The sequence below is a fragment of the Saprospira grandis DSM 2844 genome (genome assembly GCF_000275825.1).
GTDB lineage: Bacteria > Bacteroidota > Bacteroidia > Chitinophagales > Saprospiraceae > Saprospira > Saprospira grandis_A.
Genome location: NZ_JH719942.1, coordinates 1663092 through 1688289 on the forward strand (window position 1 = coordinate 1663092; position 25198 = coordinate 1688289).

The 25198-nt window shown below is 46.2% G+C and carries 9 protein-coding genes; 1 reads left to right on the forward strand and 8 read right to left on the reverse strand.

Annotation, left to right across the window (positions count from 1 at the left end):
- Positions 1-106: 106 nt before the first annotated feature.
- The 5 genes from SAPGRDRAFT_RS07575 to SAPGRDRAFT_RS07600 form a co-directional block, all read right to left on the reverse strand.
- Entirely contained in the window at positions 107-991 is an 885-nt protein-coding gene (locus SAPGRDRAFT_RS07575; RefSeq protein WP_002658462.1) for an alpha/beta fold hydrolase, read from the reverse strand.
- A 275-nt stretch (positions 992-1266) separates the two neighbouring features.
- Positions 1267-1980 (reverse strand): PIG-L deacetylase family protein, encoded by a 714-nt coding sequence (locus SAPGRDRAFT_RS07585; protein ID WP_002658464.1) that lies wholly within the window; start codon positions 1978-1980, stop codon positions 1267-1269.
- 13 nt (positions 1981-1993) lie between these two features.
- Entirely contained in the window at positions 1994-2632 is a 639-nt protein-coding gene (locus tag SAPGRDRAFT_RS07590; RefSeq protein WP_253271289.1) for a peptidylprolyl isomerase, read from the reverse strand.
- A gap of 126 nt (positions 2633-2758) precedes the next feature.
- A complete protein-coding gene (locus tag SAPGRDRAFT_RS07595) occupies positions 2759-3142 on the reverse strand; it encodes a hypothetical protein (RefSeq protein ID WP_002658466.1) in 384 nt (127 codons plus the stop codon).
- 3 nt (positions 3143-3145) lie between these two features.
- The gene (locus tag SAPGRDRAFT_RS07600; protein ID WP_002658467.1) at positions 3146-3622 is read right to left on the reverse strand and encodes a hypothetical protein; all 477 of its coding nucleotides are present in this window, start codon (positions 3620-3622) and stop codon (positions 3146-3148) included.
- A 55-nt stretch (positions 3623-3677) separates the two neighbouring features.
- On the opposite strand from SAPGRDRAFT_RS07600, the gene SAPGRDRAFT_RS07605 reads away from it, so the two are divergent.
- A complete protein-coding gene (locus tag SAPGRDRAFT_RS07605; protein ID WP_002658468.1) occupies positions 3678-4259 on the forward strand; it encodes a hypothetical protein in 582 nt (193 codons plus the stop codon).
- Between the two features lie 473 nt (positions 4260-4732).
- Here the strand turns inward: SAPGRDRAFT_RS07605 and SAPGRDRAFT_RS07615 are convergent, their stop codons facing one another.
- The 3 genes from SAPGRDRAFT_RS07615 to SAPGRDRAFT_RS07635 all read right to left on the reverse strand — a co-directional run bounded on the left by SAPGRDRAFT_RS07615 (position 4733) and on the right by SAPGRDRAFT_RS07635 (position 24603).
- Positions 4733-5791 (reverse strand): PorP/SprF family type IX secretion system membrane protein, encoded by a 1059-nt coding sequence (locus SAPGRDRAFT_RS07615; RefSeq protein ID WP_002658469.1) that lies wholly within the window; start codon positions 5789-5791, stop codon positions 4733-4735.
- 175 nt (positions 5792-5966) lie between these two features.
- Complete coding sequence (locus SAPGRDRAFT_RS23090; protein ID WP_002658470.1) at positions 5967-23969, reverse strand: gliding motility-associated C-terminal domain-containing protein; 18003 nt, start codon at positions 23967-23969, stop codon at positions 5967-5969.
- 268 nt (positions 23970-24237) lie between these two features.
- The gene (locus SAPGRDRAFT_RS07635) at positions 24238-24603 is read right to left on the reverse strand and encodes a hypothetical protein (protein WP_002658471.1); all 366 of its coding nucleotides are present in this window, start codon (positions 24601-24603) and stop codon (positions 24238-24240) included.
- Positions 24604-25198 lie beyond the last annotated feature (595 nt).

Here is a 25198-nt window from a genome sequence, read left to right on the forward strand (position 1 = left end):
CCATCCCTCAGCCTGCGGCCCCTTCGGGGCCTGTAGGACGCTCAGAAAAGCAAGATTAAATTATTAAATATTCTGCAGGCTTTGCAAAAGAAGCCCTTTTTTTCTTCTATTTATTTTTTTCACCCTCAGAAATATGGGCAAATTCCGCACTTTCCTGCAAAAAATGTAAGAGGTCCAAAACACTTTCTTCCGGAATTTCCTCCATCGGGATATGCCCTACCCTAGGGTAAATCTTCTGCCAAGAATAAGGCAACAACTTATGAAAACGATCCGCATTATGGACCGGAATCCACATGTCTTCTCTGCCCCACATCACTAAGGTGGGGTTGCTCACATACTTCAAAAAGGGACTATGGTCCGTATAAGGCGAATTGACGAGCTTGAGAAAGGCGTCATTGTTTCCCTCTCGACTAAATAGCTCGTAGTAACGATCCACCAAAGCATGGGTCACTTTATCGCTATGATAGTATACCTGCCGCAAAAAACTCTCTAAAATGGGTTTTCGGACCACATACTTCACCACCCGGCCAAAGATAGGCGCTTGGGCCAGCTTAAAGGGCAAAGGCACATTTTCTTCCTCCATAAAACCCGCCGCATCTATAAGGACCAACTTCCTAACTCGCTGGGGATAACGATAGGCAAACTCCCAGCTGATCCAGCCCCCCAAAGAATTGCCCACCAAATGAAACTGCTCTAGGCCCAAAATATCCAGAAACTGCTTGAGCACCCGAATATGGTTTTCCATGGTGTAATTGCCCGTAGAATTGGGGCCCGTCAAACCAAAGCCCATCAAATCTAAGCGAATTACCCGATAATGGCTTTTGAGGTATTTGGTCCATTCGTTATAAGTATGCAAAGAAGAAAACGCCCCATGCAAAAGGAGCAAGGGTTCTCCACTTCCTTCATCTCGATAATGGATGAGCATATCATCTACAACCAAAAAACGAGAGGCGTCGGTGGTGTACTTAAATAAAAGATCTCTTAACTGCATAATGATTGATTTGGCTGGCCTAAAGTACAGTTTTTTTAGGTTTTTTTGGCCCTTTTTGGATGGAGCAGGGCGCGAAGCGCCCGCAGGCCTAGGGATGGAAAGCGGGGCGGCGAAGCCGCAGACCCAAGTTTTTGAGCAAAGCGAAAAAACTGCAGGGCCGAGCAGACCTGCGAGCCGCGACACAGCCCGCAGCAAGGCGAAGCCGCAGCTGAGGCCCCAAATCCTTGCATAAAAAAAAGTCACTGCCTAAACAATTAAGCAATGACTTTGAGGCCTTAAAGGCCAACCGTTAGTTCTTGGACTGGCGGATCAAAATTTTCTTGAAAAAACTCATAATGGGCCTTCTCATCCAATTTGTTGAGAATCCCCGACTCCTCAATGACCTCTTGATAGCTTTCATAAGCCATCAGGGCCTCCCGATTCTTCTGTATCGCTTGGGCCGAAAGCGGCTCAATGCAATCGATCCGCTCTTTTGTGGAGTGGCGCATACGGATAAAATCTCCGCTGAAAGTAGCTTGTCCGTGGTCCGGAATGGTATAAAAAGCCAGGCGTTTGATCGGCGAATTGCCCTCCGTTTTTAGCTCCAAAAAGCATTGTTTGATGAGGCTATGCGTGACCAAATGATCATGAAAGCCACTAATGCCGTGGACCGGATAAGAGACCAAGATATCGGGTTTCAGTTGCTGGATAAACGCCTTGAGTTCTTGGAGCAGAGGCCGGGGGTCGAGGTCTTGAAGTTGGCTATCGGGCCAGGTCCAGACGGTAAGCGAAGAGAGGCCCAAAACCTCTGCTACCGCCTCCATTTCTTTTCGGCGGACTTGGCCCATTTCTGCTTTAGAAAGGCCCAACTTATGGCGCATTCGGGTAGCTTCCCCCTCTGTTAGGGTCAGGAGGTGGACCTCATGCCCCGCTTGGATTTGCTGATAAATAGCGCCGGCAGGGCCATAAGATTCGTCATCGGGATGCGGGAAGACATAGAGTATTTTCATGATTAAAAGGCGTTTAGCCCTTCACGATCACGGCCTTAATGATGCGAACATCTTGCTTAGGGCGGTCCATCTGATCGCAAGGGAGATTGCTGATTGCATCTAGCACCTCTTCGCCATCTACGAGTTCTCCAAAAACGGTATAATCGGCATCTAGGTGGGGCGTTCCGCCTTTTTCTAGATAAGCCTTCTTTTGCTCTTCTGAATATTTAAACTTGCGAATATTCTCTACTTTTTGGAGGAAATCCTCTTCTACCTTTTGGCCTTGCACAATATAAAACTGTGATCCGCTAGACTTCTTGAGCGGGTTGCCAATTCCACCTTGGCGAGCGGCAGCAATGCGGCCCTTGAGGTGAATATGATTGAGTGTACTATCGGCATTTACGCCTAGTTCGGCATCAATTTGATAGCCGGGGCCACCCATACCTAAGGATTGGCCGGGTTTGGCTTCCTTAGAGTCGGGATCTCCGCCCTGCACCATAAAGTTGGCGATCACACGATGAAAAAGCAAGCCATTATAGTAGCCTTCTTTCACGAGTTCTACAAAATTGTCGCGGTGTTTAGGGGTAGAAGCGTACAATTGGATTTGCAGATTTCCTTGGGTAGTTTGCAGCTCAATGATTGGAGAATATTCTGCAGATTTTGGATTAAACATAGGCTTTTGACAGGCGCTAAATAGCATAAATGTGACAAAAAATAGCAACGCAAATTTAGGCAATTGCCGATAAAATGTATTCATGTAGCTACAATTATTATTAGAACATGAAAATAAATATTTGGTTTAGTTGGGATTTTCTTCTGTGGGTAGGTTTAGCTCTTCTTTGGCATATCGGAGCAGCAGGGTTTTGAGGAGTTTTTCTTGTTCTTTGATGGGCATTTTGGGGGCGAGGCCAAGGTTTTTATAGTGTGGCCAGCCCTCGGCATCTAGGCCTTCAAACTCAAAATAGCCTTCATAGGCCAAGAGGCGGCAAGAGGCCAATTGCATGAGGTCTTGTTTTTCCTCTTTGGTAAACTCCTCTTTTAGCTGCCCCAGTTCTTGGATACCGACGAGCAGGAGCATGGCCTGCAGATTGGGCAGGCTATCTAGTTGGAGTTGATTTTTAAATTGGTGGCGAAGTTGGAGCCATTGGAAATCGAACTCCCAATCTTCTGTTGGTTCGGCCATAATTTAGGATTGCAGCAAGCGGTTCAGCTCGGTTTTAAGATGTTGCACTTCTTCTTTGAGGGCCGTGTAAAATAGGCCGAAAATGGCCAAAAAGAAGAGGATAGGCAGAAAAAATATAAGATCTACCCAATGATCTAATTGGCTAAGGCCTAAAAATACGAAACTCAGGCCCAAAATAAAAAGCAGGAAGATAACAAAAAGGGCCAGCACCCATTTGGAGGGAGAAATTTGCAGAAAGAGGGAGCTTTGGTCTTTGCCCCAGCTATGCCACTGGCCTTTGACCCAAATGGGGAAACTGAGTCCCTGAGCGGGTTTATTTCGACGAAAATGGATCTGTTCTGCCTTAATTTGGCCAACAAAGGGGGCATCGGTTTGCTCTTCATTGGCCAGCAGTCGGGCCAAGGTTTCTGCAAGTTCTGCCGCTTGTTCTGGCCGTTGGATTTGGAGTTGGGCTTGGAGCCCGAGAAATTGAAGAAGCATAATATAGGGGGCTAAAGTTATTCATTCATCTAAACAACAACTAAACTTAGATGATATGAAAAACATTTTTTTGATTTTGATTTTCAGTTTTGGGGCTACTTTATTGTTTGGACAAAAGGAAGAGGCAAGAATTGTTAATGGCGCTCCTGCCCCATTTCATTGGTTTGATCATTTGGGGCCCAATTTGGGGGTTACGGCATTTTTGCCCTATGAAGATAAGGGTTTGGGGGCATTTATTGGGCCTGAGTTTGGCCTAAATCTTTATATGCGGAGTCGGGCGCATGCTCGGACGGGCCCCGCTTATTTTCGGGTCTATGCTCAGGCGGCTTTGCTACGCAGCCAATTGCAAGATACCACTTCTATTCTGAGTACGTCTTTGGGGGTCGAGTTTTCCTTTGAGGATCGCATCAAGCGGGCCGTTTTTGTTCCCTTTTGGGGGCTAGAATATGGCGGTATCCAGCGGTCTGATTTTGAGAAGGCCCGTTCTCGGGCGGCCTTTATTTTGGGCCTCAATCTCTTGCATACGCAGCAAGTCATTTGGCGGGTTCGGGGGGCCTATAGTTATGGGTTTGGGGCCAACTTCGAGGAGTTTTCGGGAATCTATATGCAGACGACCTTAAGTTTTAGGTTTTGGTAATTTTGGGGCCTCCGCCTCCCTTTGGTCGTCGGCGCTACGTTCCACAGCTCGCTATTCGCTCGGCCCTTCGGCGGCTTTGCCGCCTTGGTCTGGCCTTCGGCCACTGCTGCACATCGGTTACTCCCGTTGGTCGTCGAACTGCGGCTTTCAGCCTTGTTGTGGCCAGTTGCTGCTTGGCGGGGCGGCTTTTTTCTTGGTCCAAACAGCATCTGGAGCGGACTAAATATTAAGGGATGAGGAGCGGCAGCGACGAATGCCATTTTTGCGGTTTGCAGGCGGCGAAGCCGCCGCAGGCCCAGCGCTGCGGAGCGGGTGGCCGCAGGCCAGACCGAGTTTTGAGCGCAGCGAAAAACGAAGGGCCGAGCAGGCTTGCGAGCCCCGCAGCATAGCGGCGGCCGGAACGGCCGCGGGCCCCAAAAAAAGGCCCAGCCTTTAGAAAAGCTGGACCTTTAAATAGGGTATAGAATATATTCCTAAAAAGTAGGACATCCCATTTTGCGATTGCGAACGCCGCAAAGCGTGTAGACATAAGAGAGCTCAAAAGCACCATTAGAGTTGGTAGCGGGCTTCAGGGCAGAAATATTCAGGTCGTAGCTCAGGCCAAAAGTAGAGCTGCCGTAGCGCATACGGGCGGCAATAATAGCGGCATCTGAGGTAATAGAATTTGTTTGCGATTGCACTAGGCGGAACATAGGGCCAATTTCGAAAGCTTGGTTAGAATAAGCTCTTTTGCTATAATCGAATCGGACCATAGCGCCAAGATTGACCTCTGTAGAAGGGCCTTGAAAAAGCATAACCATATTGGGGACAACAGCCAATCGGCGTTTGATGCGAAAATCACCACCAATATGTACCGTTGTCTTCATATAAAGTGGGTCAAATCCATTTTCGATAAAAGCAACATTAGATTGCGTAAGGTGGTCAAAAGCGATACCGGCGAAGACATTGCTTTTATCTTTTTTATCGAGGGCCATCCACCAGAACAAGCCAGCGCGAACATCGAGATTTGTGATATTACTATTCCAGTTGGCCAGATTTTCTCCAGAAGAATTAGCGCCATTGTAGGTATCTCCATCCCATTGTTCACCAAACTGCAGATATAGTGTTTCAATACTTCTTTGAGAGAAGCCCACAGCACCACCAGCCACTAGGTACATATTATTAGAACGGCGGCCGCCTAGGCGCTTAATATAAGAAGCGCTAACCGAGCCGTGTACATTACTAAAAGAAGAGGTACCCGCCTTATCGGCCCAAAGGTTCACCCCAAGGCCCCAATAATCGTTTTTACCCACATCGAAGCGAGTTTCTACACCTGCGGAGAAGGTACTAAAGGCCTTATTTCCTAGAGCGCTCGCCCATTGGTTTCGGTAGATAGCAGAGAAGCGCATATCACAGCTAAGCACGCCCGTTGTTGCTGGATTCAGGTTGAGGGGCGAAGCATAGAACTGAGAAAAGTGGATATCCTGGGCCTGTAGAGAAGAGCCAGCAAAGAAGCAAGCTAGCGCCAAATATAGGAGTCTGGACAGTTTCATGATAGGCTATTTTAAAGGCTGTGAGAGCAGCTTATAGGTTTATAAATTTGTGTTCTTATGCAAGAGAATGTTCAGTATTTATAAGAACGCAAATAAACTTTAACTAGTGTATAACAAAGAGATAATATATTAGAAAGAAGGGCCCTTAATTGGGCCCTTTTTCCATATTCAGATATTATCGGAGTAGGGTAACATCACCTTTGCGGACATTTCCGTCCTCAGCGGTTTTGCCATCTACTGTAGTAAACTCGACATAGTAGACAAATACAGCGGGATCCATAAGTTTACCGCGGAAAGTACCATCCCATCCGGCAGAAGGATCATTGGGTGCGAAGTCAGTAGCTTCATAAACCAATTCACCCCAGCGGTCGAATACCATGAACTTGTCGATACGCTCAATATCTACAGATCCGTAGACGGTAAAGACATCGTTAGAGCCATCGCCGTTAGGCGTAAAGGCGTTTGGTACAAAGATCGAGCGGGCTTCATTAACGGTAATCATAACAGAAGCGGTATCGTTACAAGGCGTACCTAGATCGAAGGTCAGTTGAGTAGTTTGGTTGAGATCACCGAGAGTAAGCTCGAAGCAATCGCCACCTTGGCAAAGCACATTTTGGTTACCATCTTGATCAACATAAGACCAGTTGATTAGCGTACTATCGATATTTACAGAGTTCACGCTAGCGTTTACAGTCACCTCTTCACCCATTCGGATAGTTTGGTCACTGAAGGCTTGTACCGTCAACAGAGCGGGTTCAAAGATAGCTAGGCTATCTACCTCGAGCACACAACCATTAGAGTCGCGTACAAAGACCGTGTAGATTCCAGCTTCTTGACCTTGATTAAAGATCGCATTAGAAGTGAAAGGACCGTTTTCGTCTAGGCTAAACTCGTAGTCGGTGCCATTGAAAGGCGTACCACCAGTAATTCCGTTAGAATCGATTTGGATAAGGCCGTCATTGCCAGCGAAACAGCTCACAGAGTCGGTAGTAAATCCGGCAACGATAGGATCGGGTTCATCAACAAATACGGTTGTTACTTCTTCACAACCTTTAGCATCAGTTACAGTAGCTGTATAGAAGATATCTCCGTCTAGGTCAGAGAGCGTAGTTGTAGTGGCTCCATTATCCCAGAGAACAGTAAATCCGTCAATGGTATTTCCGCCTGTGGGGTTGATACTAATGCTAGCGTCGGCGGCGCCGAAGCAGCTTACATTTTGGTCCACAACAGGGTTAATATTCAATGTATCGGGTTCTGCGACACCTACAGCGGCAGAAGTATCTGTACAGCCGTTAGCGTCGGTAACGATAACAAAGTAAGGTGCGGCTTGGAAGACACTATCAATAAAGTTAGCATCTAGGCCGGTAGCTGTTTGTGTAGTTTGCGTGGCTGCGTTAGCAGACCATTCGAAGCTATAGGGTCCAGTACCACCGCTAGCGATAGCGCTTGCGGCACCATCTTCATCGCCTACACAAGAAACAGGGGTAGTTGTTACATCTACTGTAATTCCGTCAGTTTCCAAGATTTCTACAGAGACGGGAATTTCACAGCTAATAGAGCTAGAGTCGCGGATAACGATTTGGTAAGTTCCACCTGCGAGTCCGGTAAGAACAAGCGGGTTAGTTGTTACGGGCGTAAAGTTAGCGCCTCCATCTAGAGAGTAATCATAGCCGCCGTTTCCACCGAAGAGGTTAAGCGTAAGTTCACCATCATTGATTCCGTTACAAGTAACATGTTGGATATCGAGGATATTGGCCTGCATGGCTGTGGGTTCTGCCACAAATACAGTTTGAACATCAGAACATCCGTTGGCATCAGTTACGGTTACGGTGTAGTTCACATTACCTTGTAGGTTTCCGATATTGGCTGTTGTTTGGCCAATTGGAGACCAGTTGTAGACATATCCACCGTTGGGGTAAGGAGTACCACCAGTAACAGTGGTAGTTACCGTACCATCTTGTAGGCCATTACAGCTTACATCTGTAGCGCTAGGTAGAGCAATAAGGGTATCTGGGGCGGTCAAATCAAGAGTAAGAGTTGAGCTACAGAGATTATTGTCTACGACTTCGATGGTGTAAGTTCCACCGCCGAGGTTAGCGAAAGTGGGAGAAGACTGAGCAAGGCCACCGTTGATATTGTAAAGGTATCCAGCGGCTCCGCCATTAGCGGCAACAGTAATGCTACCGTCGGCAGTGCTTCCACAATTAGGATCGATAGTGCTAGCAACGACTAAGTCGAGTGGGCTAGGATCGCTAACCACTACAGAGTCGGTTGTAGTACAACCATTGGCATCAGTAATAGTCACATAGTAAGTATCGGCAGCTAGGCCAGTAATAGTATCGGTGTTAGCGGCATTAGACCAAAGGATGGCATAAGGTGCTTGTCCACCAGAAACGCTTACAGCAGCTTCACCGTCTGTGGCTCCAACACAGCTGATATCAAATCCGCTATAGTTAGAAGTAACAGCGATACCGCTATTTATTGTGCTACCATCATTGACCTGAACTTGCGTACTATTTGTACAGCCATTAGCGTCGGTAATATTGACAATGTAGCTAGCAGGAGTAAGGTTAGAGAAGACTCCAGTAATATTGGTTATTCCGTTAAGCTCGTAAGCATAAGGTGCAGTTCCACCAGTTCCTACGGCAGTTACTTCTCCATCGCTTCCGCCGTTACAGCCAGCAGCTACAGCCGTGGCAGTTACAGCAAGAAGAGTAGGTTCAGTGACTACTACAGAAGTAGTATCGAAGCAACCGTTTGCATCAGTTACAGTGACTACATAAGTGCCAGCTCCTAGGCCAGAGACAGCCTGAGTAGTATCAGCGGTAGACCAGAGGAAGCTATAAGGAGCGATACCGCCAGCAATTGGGCTAGGCACAATTACGCTAGCATCATCAGCGCCATTACAGCTTACATCTTGACCATTGTAGTCAGAAGTAACTACAGCTTGAGGAATAGCCAAAGGAGCAGGATCGTTGAGTGTTACTGTCTCGACGATAGAGCAGCCATTGGCGTCGGCAATTGTAATGTTGTAAGTACCTGCATTTAGGTTGGTAAATACGCCATTATTAGTTGCGCCAGATCCGATATCATAAGTATAAGGACCAGTACCTGTAGTAGGATTAGCTTGGATGCTAATTGCACCGTTGTTATCTCCATTACAAGTGGGATCATTTTGTAGAGTTACTGTTGCAGCTAGGGCAACAGGTTCTGTAAGGATAACAGAATCAGTAGCAGAACAGCCATTGATATCTGTAACGACCACGCTGTGAACTACTCCAGCATCTAGGCCAGTGGCTACAGCTGTAGTTTGACCAGAAGGAGACCAGAGGTAAGTAAATGTTCCAGTTCCACCTACGGCAACAGCAGTTGCTTCGCCATCGGCTGCGGCATTACAAGAAATCGTTCCAGTGATACTAGCATCTACACGGACGGGATCGGGATCATCTAGGAAGATCGCACGAGTACGAGTACAACCTTGAGCATCCATGACCATCACGGTATAATTTCCTTCACAAAGGCCGTTGAAGGCACCTACAGCTTGGAAAGTATTTCCGCCATCGATCGAGAAGCTATAAGGAGCGGTAGCTCCTGTTGCAGAAAGCTGGATTTGACCGTCGCAATCTAGGTTACAGCTGGGGTTGATTGTCGTATCGATGCTCAACACTAGCGGGGTAGGTTCAGAAATCGTTACGGGCAAGCTAGCTTGGCAACCATTTGCATCTTGAGCTACGATAGTGTAGCTAGAAGCGATAAGGTCGGGGAAGCTAGAGGTTGTGTCAAAGGCACCACCTTGGAAGCTATAAGTATAAGGAGCGGTTCCGCCTGTAGCTGTAACAGAGACACTACCATCATTTCCAGCAGCACAGCTTACGTCATTTTCATTGACTAGAATAAGCTGAACTTGAGTGGGTGCATAAACGGTAGCAATTACAGTGTCTTGGCAGCCATTGGCATCTTGAACAATTACAGTATAGTTGATTCCGGCTACAGTACCTGCCAAGTTGTTATAAGTAACTTGGTTAGTAAAGGTATTTCCGTTGTCTACAGAGTAGATATAAGGAGCAACACCACCTGTAGCGGCTACAGTGAAGGCGCCATCGGCTTGGCCGAAGCAGCTAGCTTCAGTAGAATCGATGACTGTAATATCAAGTGCGGCAGGGCCAGTGATTGTTACACAAGCAACAGCATCACATAGGTTAGCATCTGTTACTGTTACACAGTGTGTACCACCAGTTAGGCCAGTTGCGATAGTGGTAGTTTGGCCGTTATCCCAGAGGTAAGTATAAGGAGCGGTTCCACCTGTTACGGATACAGAGGCTTCGCCATCTGCGCTATTTGCGCAGCTAATAGCAGAGCCATTATTATTTGAGATTACCTGAGTGGTCAAGTTCATAGAAGAACCTTGAGTAATCGTAGTACAAATAATATCAGAGCAACCATTGATATCTGTAACGGTCACGCAGTAAGTACCTACACTTAGATTAGAGAAGATACCATTTGCTTGAGGACCATTTCCGATATCGAAGGTATAGTTAGGAGTAGCACCAGAGGCTTGTACTTCAAAAGAGCCTGCAGTTGCACCTGCACATCCAATATCTACTTGGTTAACTACAGCCAATGTAAGCAGACTAGGTTCGCTAAGCGTTACAGAGTCTACAACAGAACAGCCATTTTGATCGGTGATCGTTACATAGGCATTGTTGCAAAGGTTTGTTGCTGTAAAGCTTGTCTGCCCATTGCTCCATTGGAAAGTATAAGTACCTGTTCCACCGGCTCCTACAGCTGTAGCAGCACCATCGCAGGCTCCTGCACAGCTAATTTGGGTGCCATTATAGTTAGAGGTAACATTGATAGTAGAAGTAAGTGCAGCTGGACCATTGATTACGAAAGGAACAGTAGTAAAGCAGCCATTTGCATCGCTAACAGTAGCTTCATAGTTTCCTACAGCTAAGTTAGTGAAGGTATTTGCAGCTTGAGGACCATTTCCGATATCGTAAGTATAGTTAGCTGTACCACCAGTAGAGGTTACAGTAGCTTGACCAGTTGCATCTCCGTTACAGAGTACATCTACAGTAGACTGTAGGCTAGCTACAACAGGAGTAGGATTAGCGATAGTTACAGTAGCTGTAGCTTGGCAGCCATTCGCATCCGTAATTTGTACACTATAGTTTGCTCCACCACAAAGGTTAGTGGCTGTTGCAGTAGACTGGTTATTTGCAGACCATACGTAAGTGTAAGGTGCTGTTCCGCCAGCGGCAGTAACTGTAGCTTCGCCATCGCAGCTATTGAAGCAGCTAACATCTGCTCCATTATAATTTGAAGTTACGATTGCTGAAGCAGTAAGTACTGCAGCGGGTTCTGTAATAGTTACAGAAATAGTAGTCGAGCAATAGTTCAAGTCTGTTACTGTTACGCTATAGAAGCCAGCAGGTAGATTATTGAATACATTGCTAGACACTGGTCCATTACCAATATCATAAGTATAACCAGGAGTACCACCAGTAGCGGCGATAGTAAATGCTCCTGAAGAGTCACCTAGACAGCCAACATTAGTTTGGCTAGCTACTGTAGCATTAACTAGGTTAGGTTCTAAGATCTCGATAGAATCGATTTGAGTACATCCGCCAGCATCAGTAACAGAAACGTAGTACATTCCTACATCGAGGCCAGTTTGGCTAGCTGTAGTAGGTCCGTTACTCCATTGGATAGAGTAAGCGGGAACACCACCTGCTACTGCTACACTAATAGCAGCATCAGCAGCTCCATTACAAGTAATTTGCTGTCCGTTGTACAAAGTATCATTAACTACAGAAAGCAGTAATGGGTTAGCAGGCTGAGCGATAGTAACGCAGGCAGTTGTTGTACAGCCATTATCATCTGTAATAGTCACACAGTTGTTGCCGGCAAATAGTTGAGTAGCAGAAACTGTAGTTTCTCCACTAGGCCATAGGTAAGTCAAAGTACCAGTTCCGCCAGTAGCCGTTACTGTAGCTGCACCATCGTTGCCGCCATTACAGCTTGCATCGTTGTCAACCACAGCTGTGGCGACGATTTGAGCTGGTGCGCTAAGTGTTACTGTTTGGATATCTGTACAGCCACTAGCATCAGTTACCGTTACACTATAAAGTGTGTCTGCACAGAGGCCAGTTGCAGTAGTGGTAGTTTGGGCTGCAGCATTATCCCATTGGAAGGTATAAGGAGCGGTTCCACCGGCAGCTGTCACATTAGCTTCACCATCACAAGTTGTAGGACAGCTTACTTCAGCACCATTATAGTTTGAAGTAATATTTACTGTTGCATTCACAGCGATGAGTGGTTGTCCAATAGTTACTGTTTGTGTGGCTTGACATCCATTTTCGTCTGTAGCAGTCACGGTGTATGAACCTGCAGCGAGAGCAGTAGCAGTAGCTGTAGTTTGTCCAGCAGGGTCATTCCATAGGTAAGTGTAAGTACCTGTGGGTGCTGTACCATTGCTAGCTGTTACCGTTGCTTCTCCATCAGTACCACCATTACAAGTAGCATCTACAGTAGAGACTACAGCAACAGTAACCTGAGTAGGTTCAGTTACAGTAACAGAGGCTGTAGTTTGACAACCATTTGCATCTGTAACGACAACGTTATAGGTACCGGCAGCTACACCAACAACAGTATCAGTAGTTGCGGTATTGCTCCAGTTATAAGTATAAGGGGCTGTTCCTCCAGTAGTGCTTACAGCGATAGTACCATCAGCACTTCCATTACAGCTAACATCTTGACCGTTGTAGGCTGGATTTGCAACAACAGTAGCAGAAGATGCAAGTGCAGCTGCGGGTTCAGCAATAGAACCACAGCTTACCGTTTGACAGCCATTTGCGTCTGTAATAGTGACACAAACAGGGCCGGCAACTAAGCCAGTAGCTGTAGCTGTAGTTTGGGCTGCAGCATCATCCCATTGATAAGTATAGGTTCCTGTTCCTCCAGTTGCAGTGACCGTAGCCACTCCATCATTTCCTCCGAAACAAGAAACATCAGAAGTATTAACTGTTCCGACAAGAGCCACTGGTGCAATCAGCTGAGCCGTATCTACAGCAACACAACCATTTGCATCGGTTACAGTGACACCAACAATACCAGCAGCTAGTCCCGTTACAGAGGCTGTGGTAGGTGCTCCTGCGGAAGACCATTGGTAAGAATAAGTTCCAGTACCACCAACTACATTAACTGTAGCTTCACCATCAGCGAAGGTGTTACAAGAAATTTGAGCTCCATTATAGTTTGAAGTAATTGTAATACTTGCATTCAAAGCATTGCTAGGTGCCGAGATCACTGCAGTAGCGACACGTTGGCAGCCATTTGCATCAGTTACGGTTACATTATAAGTACCCGCAGCTAGGCTATCAGCTGTAGCCGTTGTTTGGTTGCCTGCATTAGCATCCCAGAGATAGCTATAGTTAGCTGTTCCACCAGTAGCTGTTACTGTTGCAGTACCATTATTGCCTGCATTACAGCTTGCGTCTGTAGTAGAAGTGACTGTTGCTACCAATTGTGTAGGTTCAGTAATAGTTACACAAACTACATCCGAGCAACCGTTTGCATCTGTTACAGTCACACAGAAGTTTCCAGCAGACAATCCAGTTGCAGTAGCTGTAGTTTGACTAGCAGCAGTGGCATCCCATAGATAAGTGTAAGGAGCCGTTCCGCCTGTAGCGGCAGCAAGTGCTTCACCATCATTTCCGCCAAAGCAACTAACGGCAGCCACTTCACTAGCTGTAGCTAATACAGAAGAAGCAGGTTCACCAATAATTACACTAGTTTGTGCAGTACAACCATTTGCATCAGTTACAGTAACTGAGTAAGGACTTAGACCAGCGCTCAAGTTTGTCGCTGTAGCAGTCGTTTGGTTAGCTGCATTAGCATCCCACTGATAGGTATAACCAGGAGTTCCAGCGGTTCCAGCTACAGTAGCTGTTCCATCAGAACCTCCGTTACAGCTTGCATCTGTAGTAGAGACAACAGCTGCATTCACTAGAGTAGGTTCAGTTAGAGTAGTACAAGCTTGTTGCACACAGCCATTTGCATCGGTAGCCGTTACGCAGTAGGCACCATCTGCAAGGTTGGTAATACTTTGAGTTGTTTGTCCACCCAAATCCCATACATAGTTGTAGGGAGCTACACCACCTGCAGTATTTGCAGTAAGTGATCCATCACTACCTCCATTACAAGAGATATCAGTTACACTCAATGCTAGCGTAAATACTGTAGCAGGTTCTGTAATTGTATAAGATGCAGTTTGCACACAGCCATTTGCATCGGTTACGGTTACCGTATAAAGTCCAGCTGAGAGGTTCATCAAATTTGCAGTAAATGCACCAGTTGACCAGTTGTAGTTATAAGGAGTAGCTCCTCCACTTACAGCAAGCGTAATAGATCCAGAAGAATCTCCTCTACAGTCTACATCTACTGTTGTTCCAACAACTGTGATTGCAGCAGGATCTACAACAGTAACTGTTGTTACTGCAGTACAACCATTGGCATCAGTTGTAGTCACATTGTATGCTCCAGCACTTAGGTTAATTGCTGTTGCCGTCAATTGACTAGCAGCATTACCGTCCCACTCGTAAGTATAAGGGGCAACACCACCGCTTGCCACAACAGATGCACTACCATCGTTACCAGCTACACAGTTTGGAGAGTTATTAGTTAATTCTGTAAGCTGAACCACTGTTGCAGGTTCAGTAATATTAACACAAACAACATTCTGACAAGCATTTGCATCAGAAACAGTTACACAATGTGTTCCTGCCGATAGAGCAGTTGCAGTAGCTGTAGTTTGTCCATCAGTCCAAATATAAGTATAAGGTGCTGTTCCACCAATAGCAGCTACTGTAGCCTGTCCATTGGCACCTCCATTACAAGCTACATCATTACCAACAGTAGCTGTTGCAGTAAGAACTGCAGGAGCAATAACAGTAACAATAGCTGTATCAGTACAGCCATTTGCATCTGTTGCTGTTACGGTGTAAGTACCTGCTGCAACATTTGGAGCGATTGCAGTTGTAGCACCATTAGACCATGCAAAAGTATATGGTCCAGTGCCGTCTACCGCTGTAGCAGTAAGCTCTCCATCAGCTGCAGTAGCACAGCTCACATCTTGACCGTTAAAGTTTGAAGTAATAGATGCAGTAACATCTACCAAACCAGCAGGCTGAGAAACAGTAGCAGAAGCCACCGAAGTACAACCATTTGCATCAACTACAGTCACGTCATAAGAACCAGCAGCTAGGCCGGTTGCAGTAGCCGTAGTTTGGCCATTTGCATTAGCATCCCAAATATAAGTGTATGCGGGACCTACAGCATTAGGCGTTCCACCTGTAGCAGTAACTGTAGCTGAGCCAGTTGAGTCGTTACGACAATCTACATCAACAATATTACTAATTGTAGCCACAACAAGAGTTGGCTGACCAATAGTGACTGTAGTGACTGCTGTACAGCCATTTGCATCTGTTGCTGTTACTGCATAAGTACCAGCAGACAAATTATTAGCTGTAGCACCAATCTGGCCACCTGTAGCCCCATCCCACTGATAAGTATAGCCGGGGGTGCCATCTAGAGCTGCAACAGTTGCAGAACCATTACTACCTCCATTACAAGAAACATCAGTAGTAGAAACTACATTTACAGCAACAGAAGAAGCAGGTTCTTCAATAATTACTGTAGCATCCGTTGCACAAAGGTTAGCATCAGTAACCGTCACATTATATACACCTGCAGCCAGTCCAGTTGCGATAGCTGTAGTTTGTGTATTAGACCAATTGTAAGTGTAGTTTCCAATACCTCCTAATCCTAGAACAGTTGCTGAACCTGTACTTTGACCTTGACAAAGTACATCTACAGAATCTGTAATTGTCGCTTGGACGGCAGTAGGACCATTTAAGGTTACGCAAGAAGTGTCGCGACAACCATTCGCATCTGTTGCAATTACACAATATGTACTTGCAGCTAGACCTGTTGCCGTTTGTGTAGTTTGAGAGTTAATATCCCAAACATAAGTATAGTTTCCTGCTCCTCCACTAGCATTTGCCGTGGCAGAACCATCAGTATCACCGAAACAAGAAACATTAAATCCATTATAATCTGAGACAGCAGTTGCAGTTACAGCAACAGCAGTTGCAGGTTGGGCAATAGTCACACAGTTAGTTGCAGTACAGCCATTCGCATCTGTTACCGTCACACAATAAGTACCAGCAGCTAAACCAACAATATTCGCTGTTGTCTGAGCCCCTGCGGCAGCATCCCATTGATACCTTAGAGGAGCTACCCCTCCAGATCCCATTACAGTAGCTTCACCGGTAGACTCCCCGAAACAGTTTACATCTACAGTGTTTACTGTAGTTACCACTAACGGAGTGGGGTTCGTCAATGTAATACAATCACTAACTGTACAGCCTAAGCTATCTGTAACTGTAACACAATATGTTCCTGCGCCAAGTCCAGTAAGTGTTGAAGTTACGTCTCCTGTTCCCCACTGGTAAGCTAAAGAACCACTACCACCAGAACCTACAGCCTCTACAGAACCATCTGTATTTCCTGCACAACTAACTGGAGCGAGTTCATTAAGAGTTACCGCTACAGCTTGGGTGGGTTCTGTAATTGTTACGCAAAGACTATTTTGACAATTATTAGCATCTGTAACTGTTACACAATAAGTACCTGCAGCCAAAACTGTTGCTGTTGCTGTATTTTGGTTAGCTGCCGCAGCATCCCATTGGTAAGTATAAGGTGCTGTTCCACCTGTAGTACCAATAGTTGCTTCTCCAGTTGCATCACCAAAACAGTTTACATTAACTTGATTGTCTACAGTTAGAGCAATTTGAGCAGGCTCGGTAACTGTTACACAGCTTACAGCCGTACAACCTAAATTGTCAGTTACAGTGACACAATGTGTTCCAGCTGCTAGACCTGTTGCAACTTGAGTTGTTTGACCGTTAGTCCAAAGATAACTCAAAGGTGCTGTTCCACCTGCAGCAGTTGCTGTTGCCTCTCCATCTGCAGAGCCAGAGCAACTAACATCTTGTCCATTATAGTTAGACGTCACTGCAGTATTTACTGTCACGGCTGAAGCAGGCTGGTTTACTGTAGCACAAACTGTTGCAGTACAAGAATTTGCATCCGTCACAGTTACACAGTGTGTTCCTGCGGCTAAGCCTGCATTAACAGTTGTAGTTGTTCCATTATCCCAAAGATAAGTATAAGGTGCTGTTCCACCTGCGGCAGCTACTGTAGTAGCCCCTGTAGACTGACCAAAGCAATTCACATCTACAGTAGATGTAATTGTTGGCGTCAATACGGCCGGATCGTCTACAGTTACGCTAGCTGTTGCTGTACAGCCATTCGCATCGGTTGATGTTACCGTATATGTTCCTGCGCATAGGCCAGTCGCTGTAGCCGTTGCCTGTCCATCACTCCACACATAAGTGTAAGGTGAGGTTCCACCAGCTCCAGCTGCTGTTGCACTACCATCACAAGCACCGGCACAGCTAATCTCCTCTCCATTATATGGAGTGGCTACTGTGCCCGCTACGGTATGCGCCGCGCCAGGTTCGTTAATTGTTACACATGAGCTAATTGTACAGCCATTTGCATCCGTTACTGTTACGCAGAAGGAAGCAGAGGCCGACAAGTTTGTCGCTGTAGCTGTTGTCTGCCCATCATCCCATAGATAACTATATGCGCCTGTACCACCCACTGCGGTAACAGTAGCCGTTCCGTCTGTTCCTGCATTACAAGACACATCCGTTCCTGCACTGCTTGCAGTTAATACAGCCGGATCATCTACAGTTACGCTAGCTGTTGCTGTACAGCCATTCGCATCGGTTGATGTTACCGTATATGTTCCTGCGCATAGGCCAGTCGCTGTAGCCGTTGCCTGTCCATCACTCCACACATAAGTGTAAGGTGAGGTTCCACCAGCTCCAGCTGCTGTTGCACTACCATCACAAGCGCCAGCACAGCTAATCTCCTCTCCATTATATGGAGTGGCTACTGTGCCCGCTACGGTATGTGCCGCGCCAGGTTCGTTAATTGTTACACATGAGCTAATTGTACAGCCATTTGCATCCGTTACTGTTACGCAGAAGGAAGCAGAGGCCGACAAGTTCGCTGCGGTGGCCGTCGTCTGTCCATCATCCCATAGATAACTATATGCGCCTGTACCACCTACTGCGGTAACAGTAGCCGTTCCGTCTGTTCCTGCATTACAAGATACATCCGTTCCTGCACTGCTTGCAGTTAATGCAGGAGGGTCATTCACAGTTATAGTTGCCGTAGCCGTACAGGCATTAGCATCGGTTGATGTTACCGTATAAGTTCCTGCACATAGACCTGTAGCTGTAGCTGTTGTTTGGCCATCACTCCACACATAAGTGTAAGGTGAAGTTCCACCAGACCCAACTGCCGTAGCGCTACCATCACAAGCTCCTGCACAACTAATTTGCTGACCGTTGTATGCTGCGCTTACTGCAGCATTGACAGTATGTGCAGCTCCTGGTTCGTTAACAGGAACACAAGCACTAACTGTACAACCATTTGCATCAGTTACAGTCAAGCAGAAAGATGCTGAAGCTGACAAGTTTGTCGCTGTAGCTGTTGTCTGCCCATCATCCCATAGATAACTATATGCTCCTGTACCGCCAGAAATAGAAGCCGTCGCGGTTCCATCAGTACCGGCATTACATGAGACATCCGTAGAACTCATAGCAGCAGTCAACGCAGGAGGATCAGATACAGTTACTACAACAGTAGCTGTACATCCATTAGCATCCGTTGAAGTAACATTATAAGTTCCTGCACATAGAGCAGTAGCTGTAGCTGTTGTTTGGCCATCACTCCACACATAAGTGTAAGGTGAGGTTCCACCAGCTCCAGCTGCTGTTGCACTACCATCACAAGCACCAACACAACTAATTTGTTGGCCATTATAAGGTGTAGCTACTGATGCACTAACCGTATGTATGATAGGTTCGCTAATAAGTACACAAGAAGATGAGGTACATCCATTAGCATCTGTAATAGTTACACATTGATTAGCTGCAGGAAGAACTGTTGCCGAAGCTGTTGTTTCTCCATTAGACCATAGATAAGTGTAAGGGGCTGTTCCGCCCGTTGCGGTTGCTGTTGCAGCGCCATCAGTACTGCCGTTACAGCTAACATCCTGATCCAAAGCAGTTGAACTACTTAGTAGTGCAGGCTCATTGATTACAATATTAGTTACTGCAGAACAACCTGGAGTTGTATTGATGTCAGTAACTGTAATGTCATAAGTTCCTGCTGGTAGGTTAGCAAAAGTCACAGGTGTGGCCAATGCACCAGCAGCCTGAGTATCAATTGCTGATATAGGACCAGAAATGGCTACTTCGTAAGGACCAACTCCGTCTGTTGCTCCAGCACGAATTACAGCCGTACTATCTCCATTACATAGAATTTGTGCTGTTTGTACAACCTGAGGAGTAACAGGATACTTGACAGGCATGTTTACAGTCAAAATTGCAGTACAAGCGTTTTCATCAGTAGCTGTTACTGTATAGGAAGTGGCAGGACCACCTGTTAAGCCTGTTACCAAAGCCGTTGTTTGGGCAGTTCCAGACCAACTGTAAGTATATAGCCCCGTACCACCTTGTGCCTCTACTTCAATTACTCCATCCGCATCATAGCTACAGTCTACAGTATCTACTTGGATTAAGTTAATTACTAAAGGATCAGGCTCTCCTACTGTTACACAAGTAGAAGAAGAACAACCATTGTCATCAGTTACAGTAACACAGTAGACGCCTTGGGCCAAACCAGTTTGCTCTGTTGTCAAAACGTTGTTTTCTACAAAACCATTATCCCATACATAATCATATGGAGCAGTTCCATCAATAGTAGTCATGCGAACAAATCCATCAGCCCCCCCCGCACAACTAACATCTACCAAAGAGTCTAATTGAACGCTAGGTTGAGTTGGACCAGCAAAAACAAAAATTGTTTCCACTGTATCACAACCTGTATTCGCATCTGTAATTGTTACAGTATAACCAGCTACAGGAAGACCGCTAATTGTAGAGCTAGCAACAGCTGTCTCCACTACGCCATTAGACCAGTTGAAGTCATAACTCCCAGAACCATTCAAAGGAGCAGCAGTAGCTGTACCATCATTACCACAAATAGTGGTTGTTGAACTGAGGTTAGGATCAAGGTCGGGGTATACATTAACATCAAAAGAAACAGAAGAAGGACAAGACAGACGAGTCTGACCGTTGGTTACTGTTACAGAGTAAATAGTAGCAATATAAGTTGTACTATCATTAGGAGTAACATCTACAGTACCCTGAGAGGTTACCGTCAAGTTTCCTACAGTGGGAGACCAAATAACAGAATCTGTTGGGCTCAAACCATTCAAGGTCAAAGTAGCTGTTTCTCCTTTACAAATATCATTAACCGGATTTGCAGCTGTTGCTGTAGGCACAGGGTCAACATACAAATAAGCTGTATCTAAAGGAGAGTCTCCACAACAGTCTGTGATAAGCTGTAGCTCTACAACATAGAAGCCAGCTACATTAAATTGCGCATTAGGCGTACATTGAACATCAATAGGGTTAGGAATAGCCCCACTAAAGTTCCAAATAATAGAGTCCGCATAGATATCACTACAGAAACTAGCTGTTTCTCCTACACAAAGCTGGAAAGTATCATTTCCAATCAAGTTTGCTGTACTTGAAATAGTAGGTTGGTAGGCCCCATCAAAGGCAATATTATGAAAGTCTGTATAATTAAAGCCCGAATGAGCAATAGTATAACGTCCAACACTATCATATTGAGTCGTGTCAGGGTTATGAATACCATTAGTAGGATTAGCTAGGTTGCCAATCACATCAAAGTCCCAATCTGTGATATTGAAACCCGCACCAGGGTTACCAACAGGCAAGCCAGTATCTTCAAAACGAACGGTTGCTTTCGTACAGTTTACATTTTCTACAATGATGACTGGCTCTACAGTAAAGTCATAAAGAGAGTCAGCATTAACTAGTGGTTGTGAAGCTACAGCAGAAGATACCATAACATTTACTGAATAACCTGAAGTACCATTACCACCACGGCCACCAGCACCACCATCACCACCACGGCCACCAGCGCCACCTTGGCTTACTCCGCCACCAGATAGTCCGCCAGTGCCACCAGTGCCACCAGTGCCACCAGCGCCACCAAGTCCACCAGTTCCACCAACACCTGCAGTAGATGTAGTGATATTACAATCTTGAATATTACCATTGGCTCCGTTGCTGTAGATGTAGACCCCAAAAGAGCCTCCACCACCATAGGCACCAAAACCACCAATACCGCCAGAAGCACCGCCGCCGCCGCCGCCACCACCGCCACCGGTGTTAGGCGCTGCAGCATAGGCTCCTCCTCCTCCACAACCACCAGTTCCACCAATACCATTTTGGCCTTGGAGAGCTTGTGTACCAGGGAAGAAAAATGCCAAAGCAGTTGGAGCAGGACCAACAGGCGCATTTGCACCGTTTGCTCCAGAAGTACCCACGGTACCATTTGCTCCATTCGGAGAACCAGATGTACCAGCAGCAGCACCACCACCAAGTCCAGTTGCTCCAGTAGGACAAGGAACAGAAGTTACATTTCCGCCCAAACCATTTACATCAGGTGGAATACCTCCAGATCCAGCACCACCACCGTCTTGAGCACCAACAACAGAGGGCGAGTGCACATTACCGGCTCCACCGCCGCCACCGCCGCCACCAGAAGAACTGGCAACAGACGCACTATCTCCACCATCACCAGGCAAAGGAATACCAGTATTGCCACCAGAAGCTCCAGAGCCCCCGTTACCAAAACCAGAAAGTCCCCCTCCAGATCCACCATTACCACCACCGGCATAGGTATCTAGAATACCTGCTGAACCAGCAACACCATCCCCACCAGGATCTCCATCAAAACCAATAGAACCAGTAGTTCCAGAAGCTCCGTCTCCAGCAGATCCAGCAGAAACTGAACAGCGTACAATATTATAGTCAGAACAGCTCGTCAAACGAAGACCATAAGTAGACATACCCAAAGAGTCTGCATCATCTGTGGTAATCGTCAAATCTTGCAAACGGAATCCCTGCGCATTCGAGGCATTCATCGCAATGAGTTGATAAGCATTTGCAAAACCTAAGGGGTTTGCATTGGTTCTGTTAATTACAGTCTGTGCTACATCAGATGTTTTCTCCCACAAGTTAGTAGGATCAAATCCACCCTCAATAGTCAAAAAGCTTGTGATGTTTAAGGTAGTGTCAATATTGTACACCCCTTGGGCCATCTTAATTACTGTATTGTTACAAGACGAACGCGCAATCGCCGTCTCAATCGTTGTAGGATCAAACTGCGTACCCGCACCGGTAGCACTAGCTGTAGGCGATACATAGATATTGATACACTCTACAGGTCCGCGAGGTGGCCCAATCACCAAACAAGCTTGCTCTGTAGTTGTACAACCCGTGACAGGATCACTCACAACAACATCATAGCAAATTGTAGAGTCCGTAACATTAGGCAAAGTAATGTCAATAGAAGACTGCGCCCCAGTTACACTACCCGAGCCCATAGAAGCTCCAGTAGGATCAAACCACTCAAAGGTATAAGACGCACGATCCGCAGCACCCACCAAGGTCACTAAAGACCCCGAACAGGCATTTACCCCATTAGGCGTTACCGCCACCATAGGGTCATCCTGTACATTAACCACAACAAAATCACTAGTCGTACAACCATCAGAATAATAAATAGTCGTCTGATATATAGTTGTAATAGCAGGCGTGGCAATAACATTTGCCCCCTGATTCGTATTTAAGCCCGTATTGGGCGACCATACAATACTATCAATTACTGTAGGCGCTGTAGGCGCATTAGCTACCGCTTGCAAAGGCACCGACTCTCCCGCACAAATTGTCGTGTCAGGCAATGCCGTTACCGCAGGGTTGGGGTTTGCAATTACATTCACTGTATAGGTAAATGTATTGGCCCCTAATAAAGGACAGTCATCATCTTGTACCGTTACCGTAAAGGTGTGTTGCCCAACATCAGCAACTGTAGGATTCCAACAAAATTGACCCAAAACAGAATCACCGCTGATCTGTGTGGTCGTAAAGGTGGCACCAGGAATAGCACCATTCCAATACATCAATACATTGTTCCCATCAGGATCAGAACCCAAAATATCAAAACACAAAGCATTACCAAAACAAGAGGTAACCTCATAATCAATCACACCATTCCCCGTAGCTAAGTCAATCCCAGTAGCTGCAGGCAATGTATTCGAACAATTCAATACCGTAAACTGAAGGTCACGAACCGTTTCCCCAATCTTTACACCAGCCCGATACTCCTCTACCAAAACACAAAGTACACCTACTTGCTGTGTGGTAGGTGTAAAGGCTATCGCCCCCGTGTTCGGATCAATGTTGATCCCCGAAGAAGAGGATAAGGGAGTCGTTCCCCCAAATCCACCAGAGTATTCTACCGGATTATTTCTGGCCTCCTCACAATCAATCAAGGAGTAAACCAAAGAATCCCCATCAGGGTCATAGCCCCCATGGTTATAAAATACCGGCTGATTCCGACAAAGAAAAGCCGTCGGGATATTCAAAAATTGTGGCGAATTATCACATGGCGATAAGGTGTTGTCCATATGCGCCTCAATATATAAAGACTCTCCACCTCCATTCGTCAAGGTCGTGATCGCCCTATTTCGACAACACAACTGATAGGAAATTCGGTAATCAGTACATCCCGCAGGCAAAGTAATTACTCGCTCATATAAAAAAGATTCTACCCCATAAGCCCCATTACCACTACATGCAGTAGGCTCAGAGGGACACAATGGCGTAATATCCTGCGGGTAACCTGTCACCCGATTCAACGTATAACTGCTGTTCAATCCACAGCCGTTAATCGTAATCCGGGCCGTTGTTCCCAAATTTACTCCATTACAATCTCGATACAGATTCAAGCGAAACAGATACTGATTCGGCCCCACGCATTCCCAAGCCAAATCCGCCCCCATAACGTGGGTAGCTTTGGCCTCCTGCTGAAATGCGAAACTCAGCAATACCACTAGGGCAAGCTGACTGCAGGCAACTAATAGTTGTCTTAATCGATACATAGGGTTCTCTAATTTTGCGGTAGTATAGAATGATGTTGTTGCGGTAGTCCTACTGTCCATCTAGTTCGATGTCTATTTAAGTTCTAGCCCTATTGGGCCTATTATCTTGCAAAAATAACAGTTTGTTGCAGAGATTTTCTGCTTTCACCTCCCCAAAACGTTAATTTTTAAGGCTCAAGTATAAAAATTTGCTAAAAATATTCAAATTTCTTCTAGCGCATACAACTTTCAAGCCTTTTCTTCTCCCCTCTACCCAACCTCCTCTTTTCTAATTCTCGTTTTTTACTAGGCTGTAAGGCAAAAAAACCAATTCGGTCTGCTCCAAACTCATCATCAAAACGCAGAAGTGCCCGCCTTTGTGATTATACAAAGCCCGAAAATTATCAATTTTTTCTGCCTCCACAATACCTTTTGTATAGAGCTCCTCTAAGGTCGTAGCCCCATGCTGCCAAACGCCCTCAGCCAGTTCTCCCAAATAAATTCCCAAATTTGGCCGAGCCGAACCCGTATACATCCACAAAATAGGGTAATTAGATACGCCCTCCTCTTTTATGGTCTCTACCACCTTCAATAAAGCGGCTTTCTGCTCTACCACAATCTGCTGCAATTCCAATAATTGACTCTCTTTTTGCATCTCTTTCTTTTTAAATTTGGCGCAAAAATACAACTTTCTAGCCGTCTCCCCCCCTCCCCTACCCTATTTATCTGCAACTCTTTCCTTTTTTGGGGCTTGCCCGCCCTGCAGGCGGGCCGGGCTGTGCCAGGGCTCGCAGGCCTGCTCGGCCCTTCGCAAAAAACAAGTTTTTTGCTCGGTCTGCGGCTGCGCCGCCCCCTTTTCCATCCCTAAGCCGGCGGCTTCGCCGCCCCTAAACGCAGTTGGACCAAAAGGCTGAAAACAACCGCCCAACCTAAGATAAACCGATGAGCGGCCTAGCGATGTGGCGGGGTGGCCGTCAGGCCAGACCTAGGCGGCAAAGCCGCCGCAGGGCCGAGCAGACCTGCGAGCCCCAAAACGTAGCGCCGCAAGGCGAAGCCGCAGCGGAGGCCCCAAAACATAAAAAAGGACAGCCCCTCAAAAAAAGACTGTCCCTCTATATATTATATGAGTTTGTTTAAAAATTTCGTTTTAGGAAAATAAGTATAAAGGCTAAATAGTGTAGACTCGCCCAGTTGTCGGCTTTTCTTTCAAAACGAATGAGTAAAATTTTGAATGCGTCAATCCATGCGTT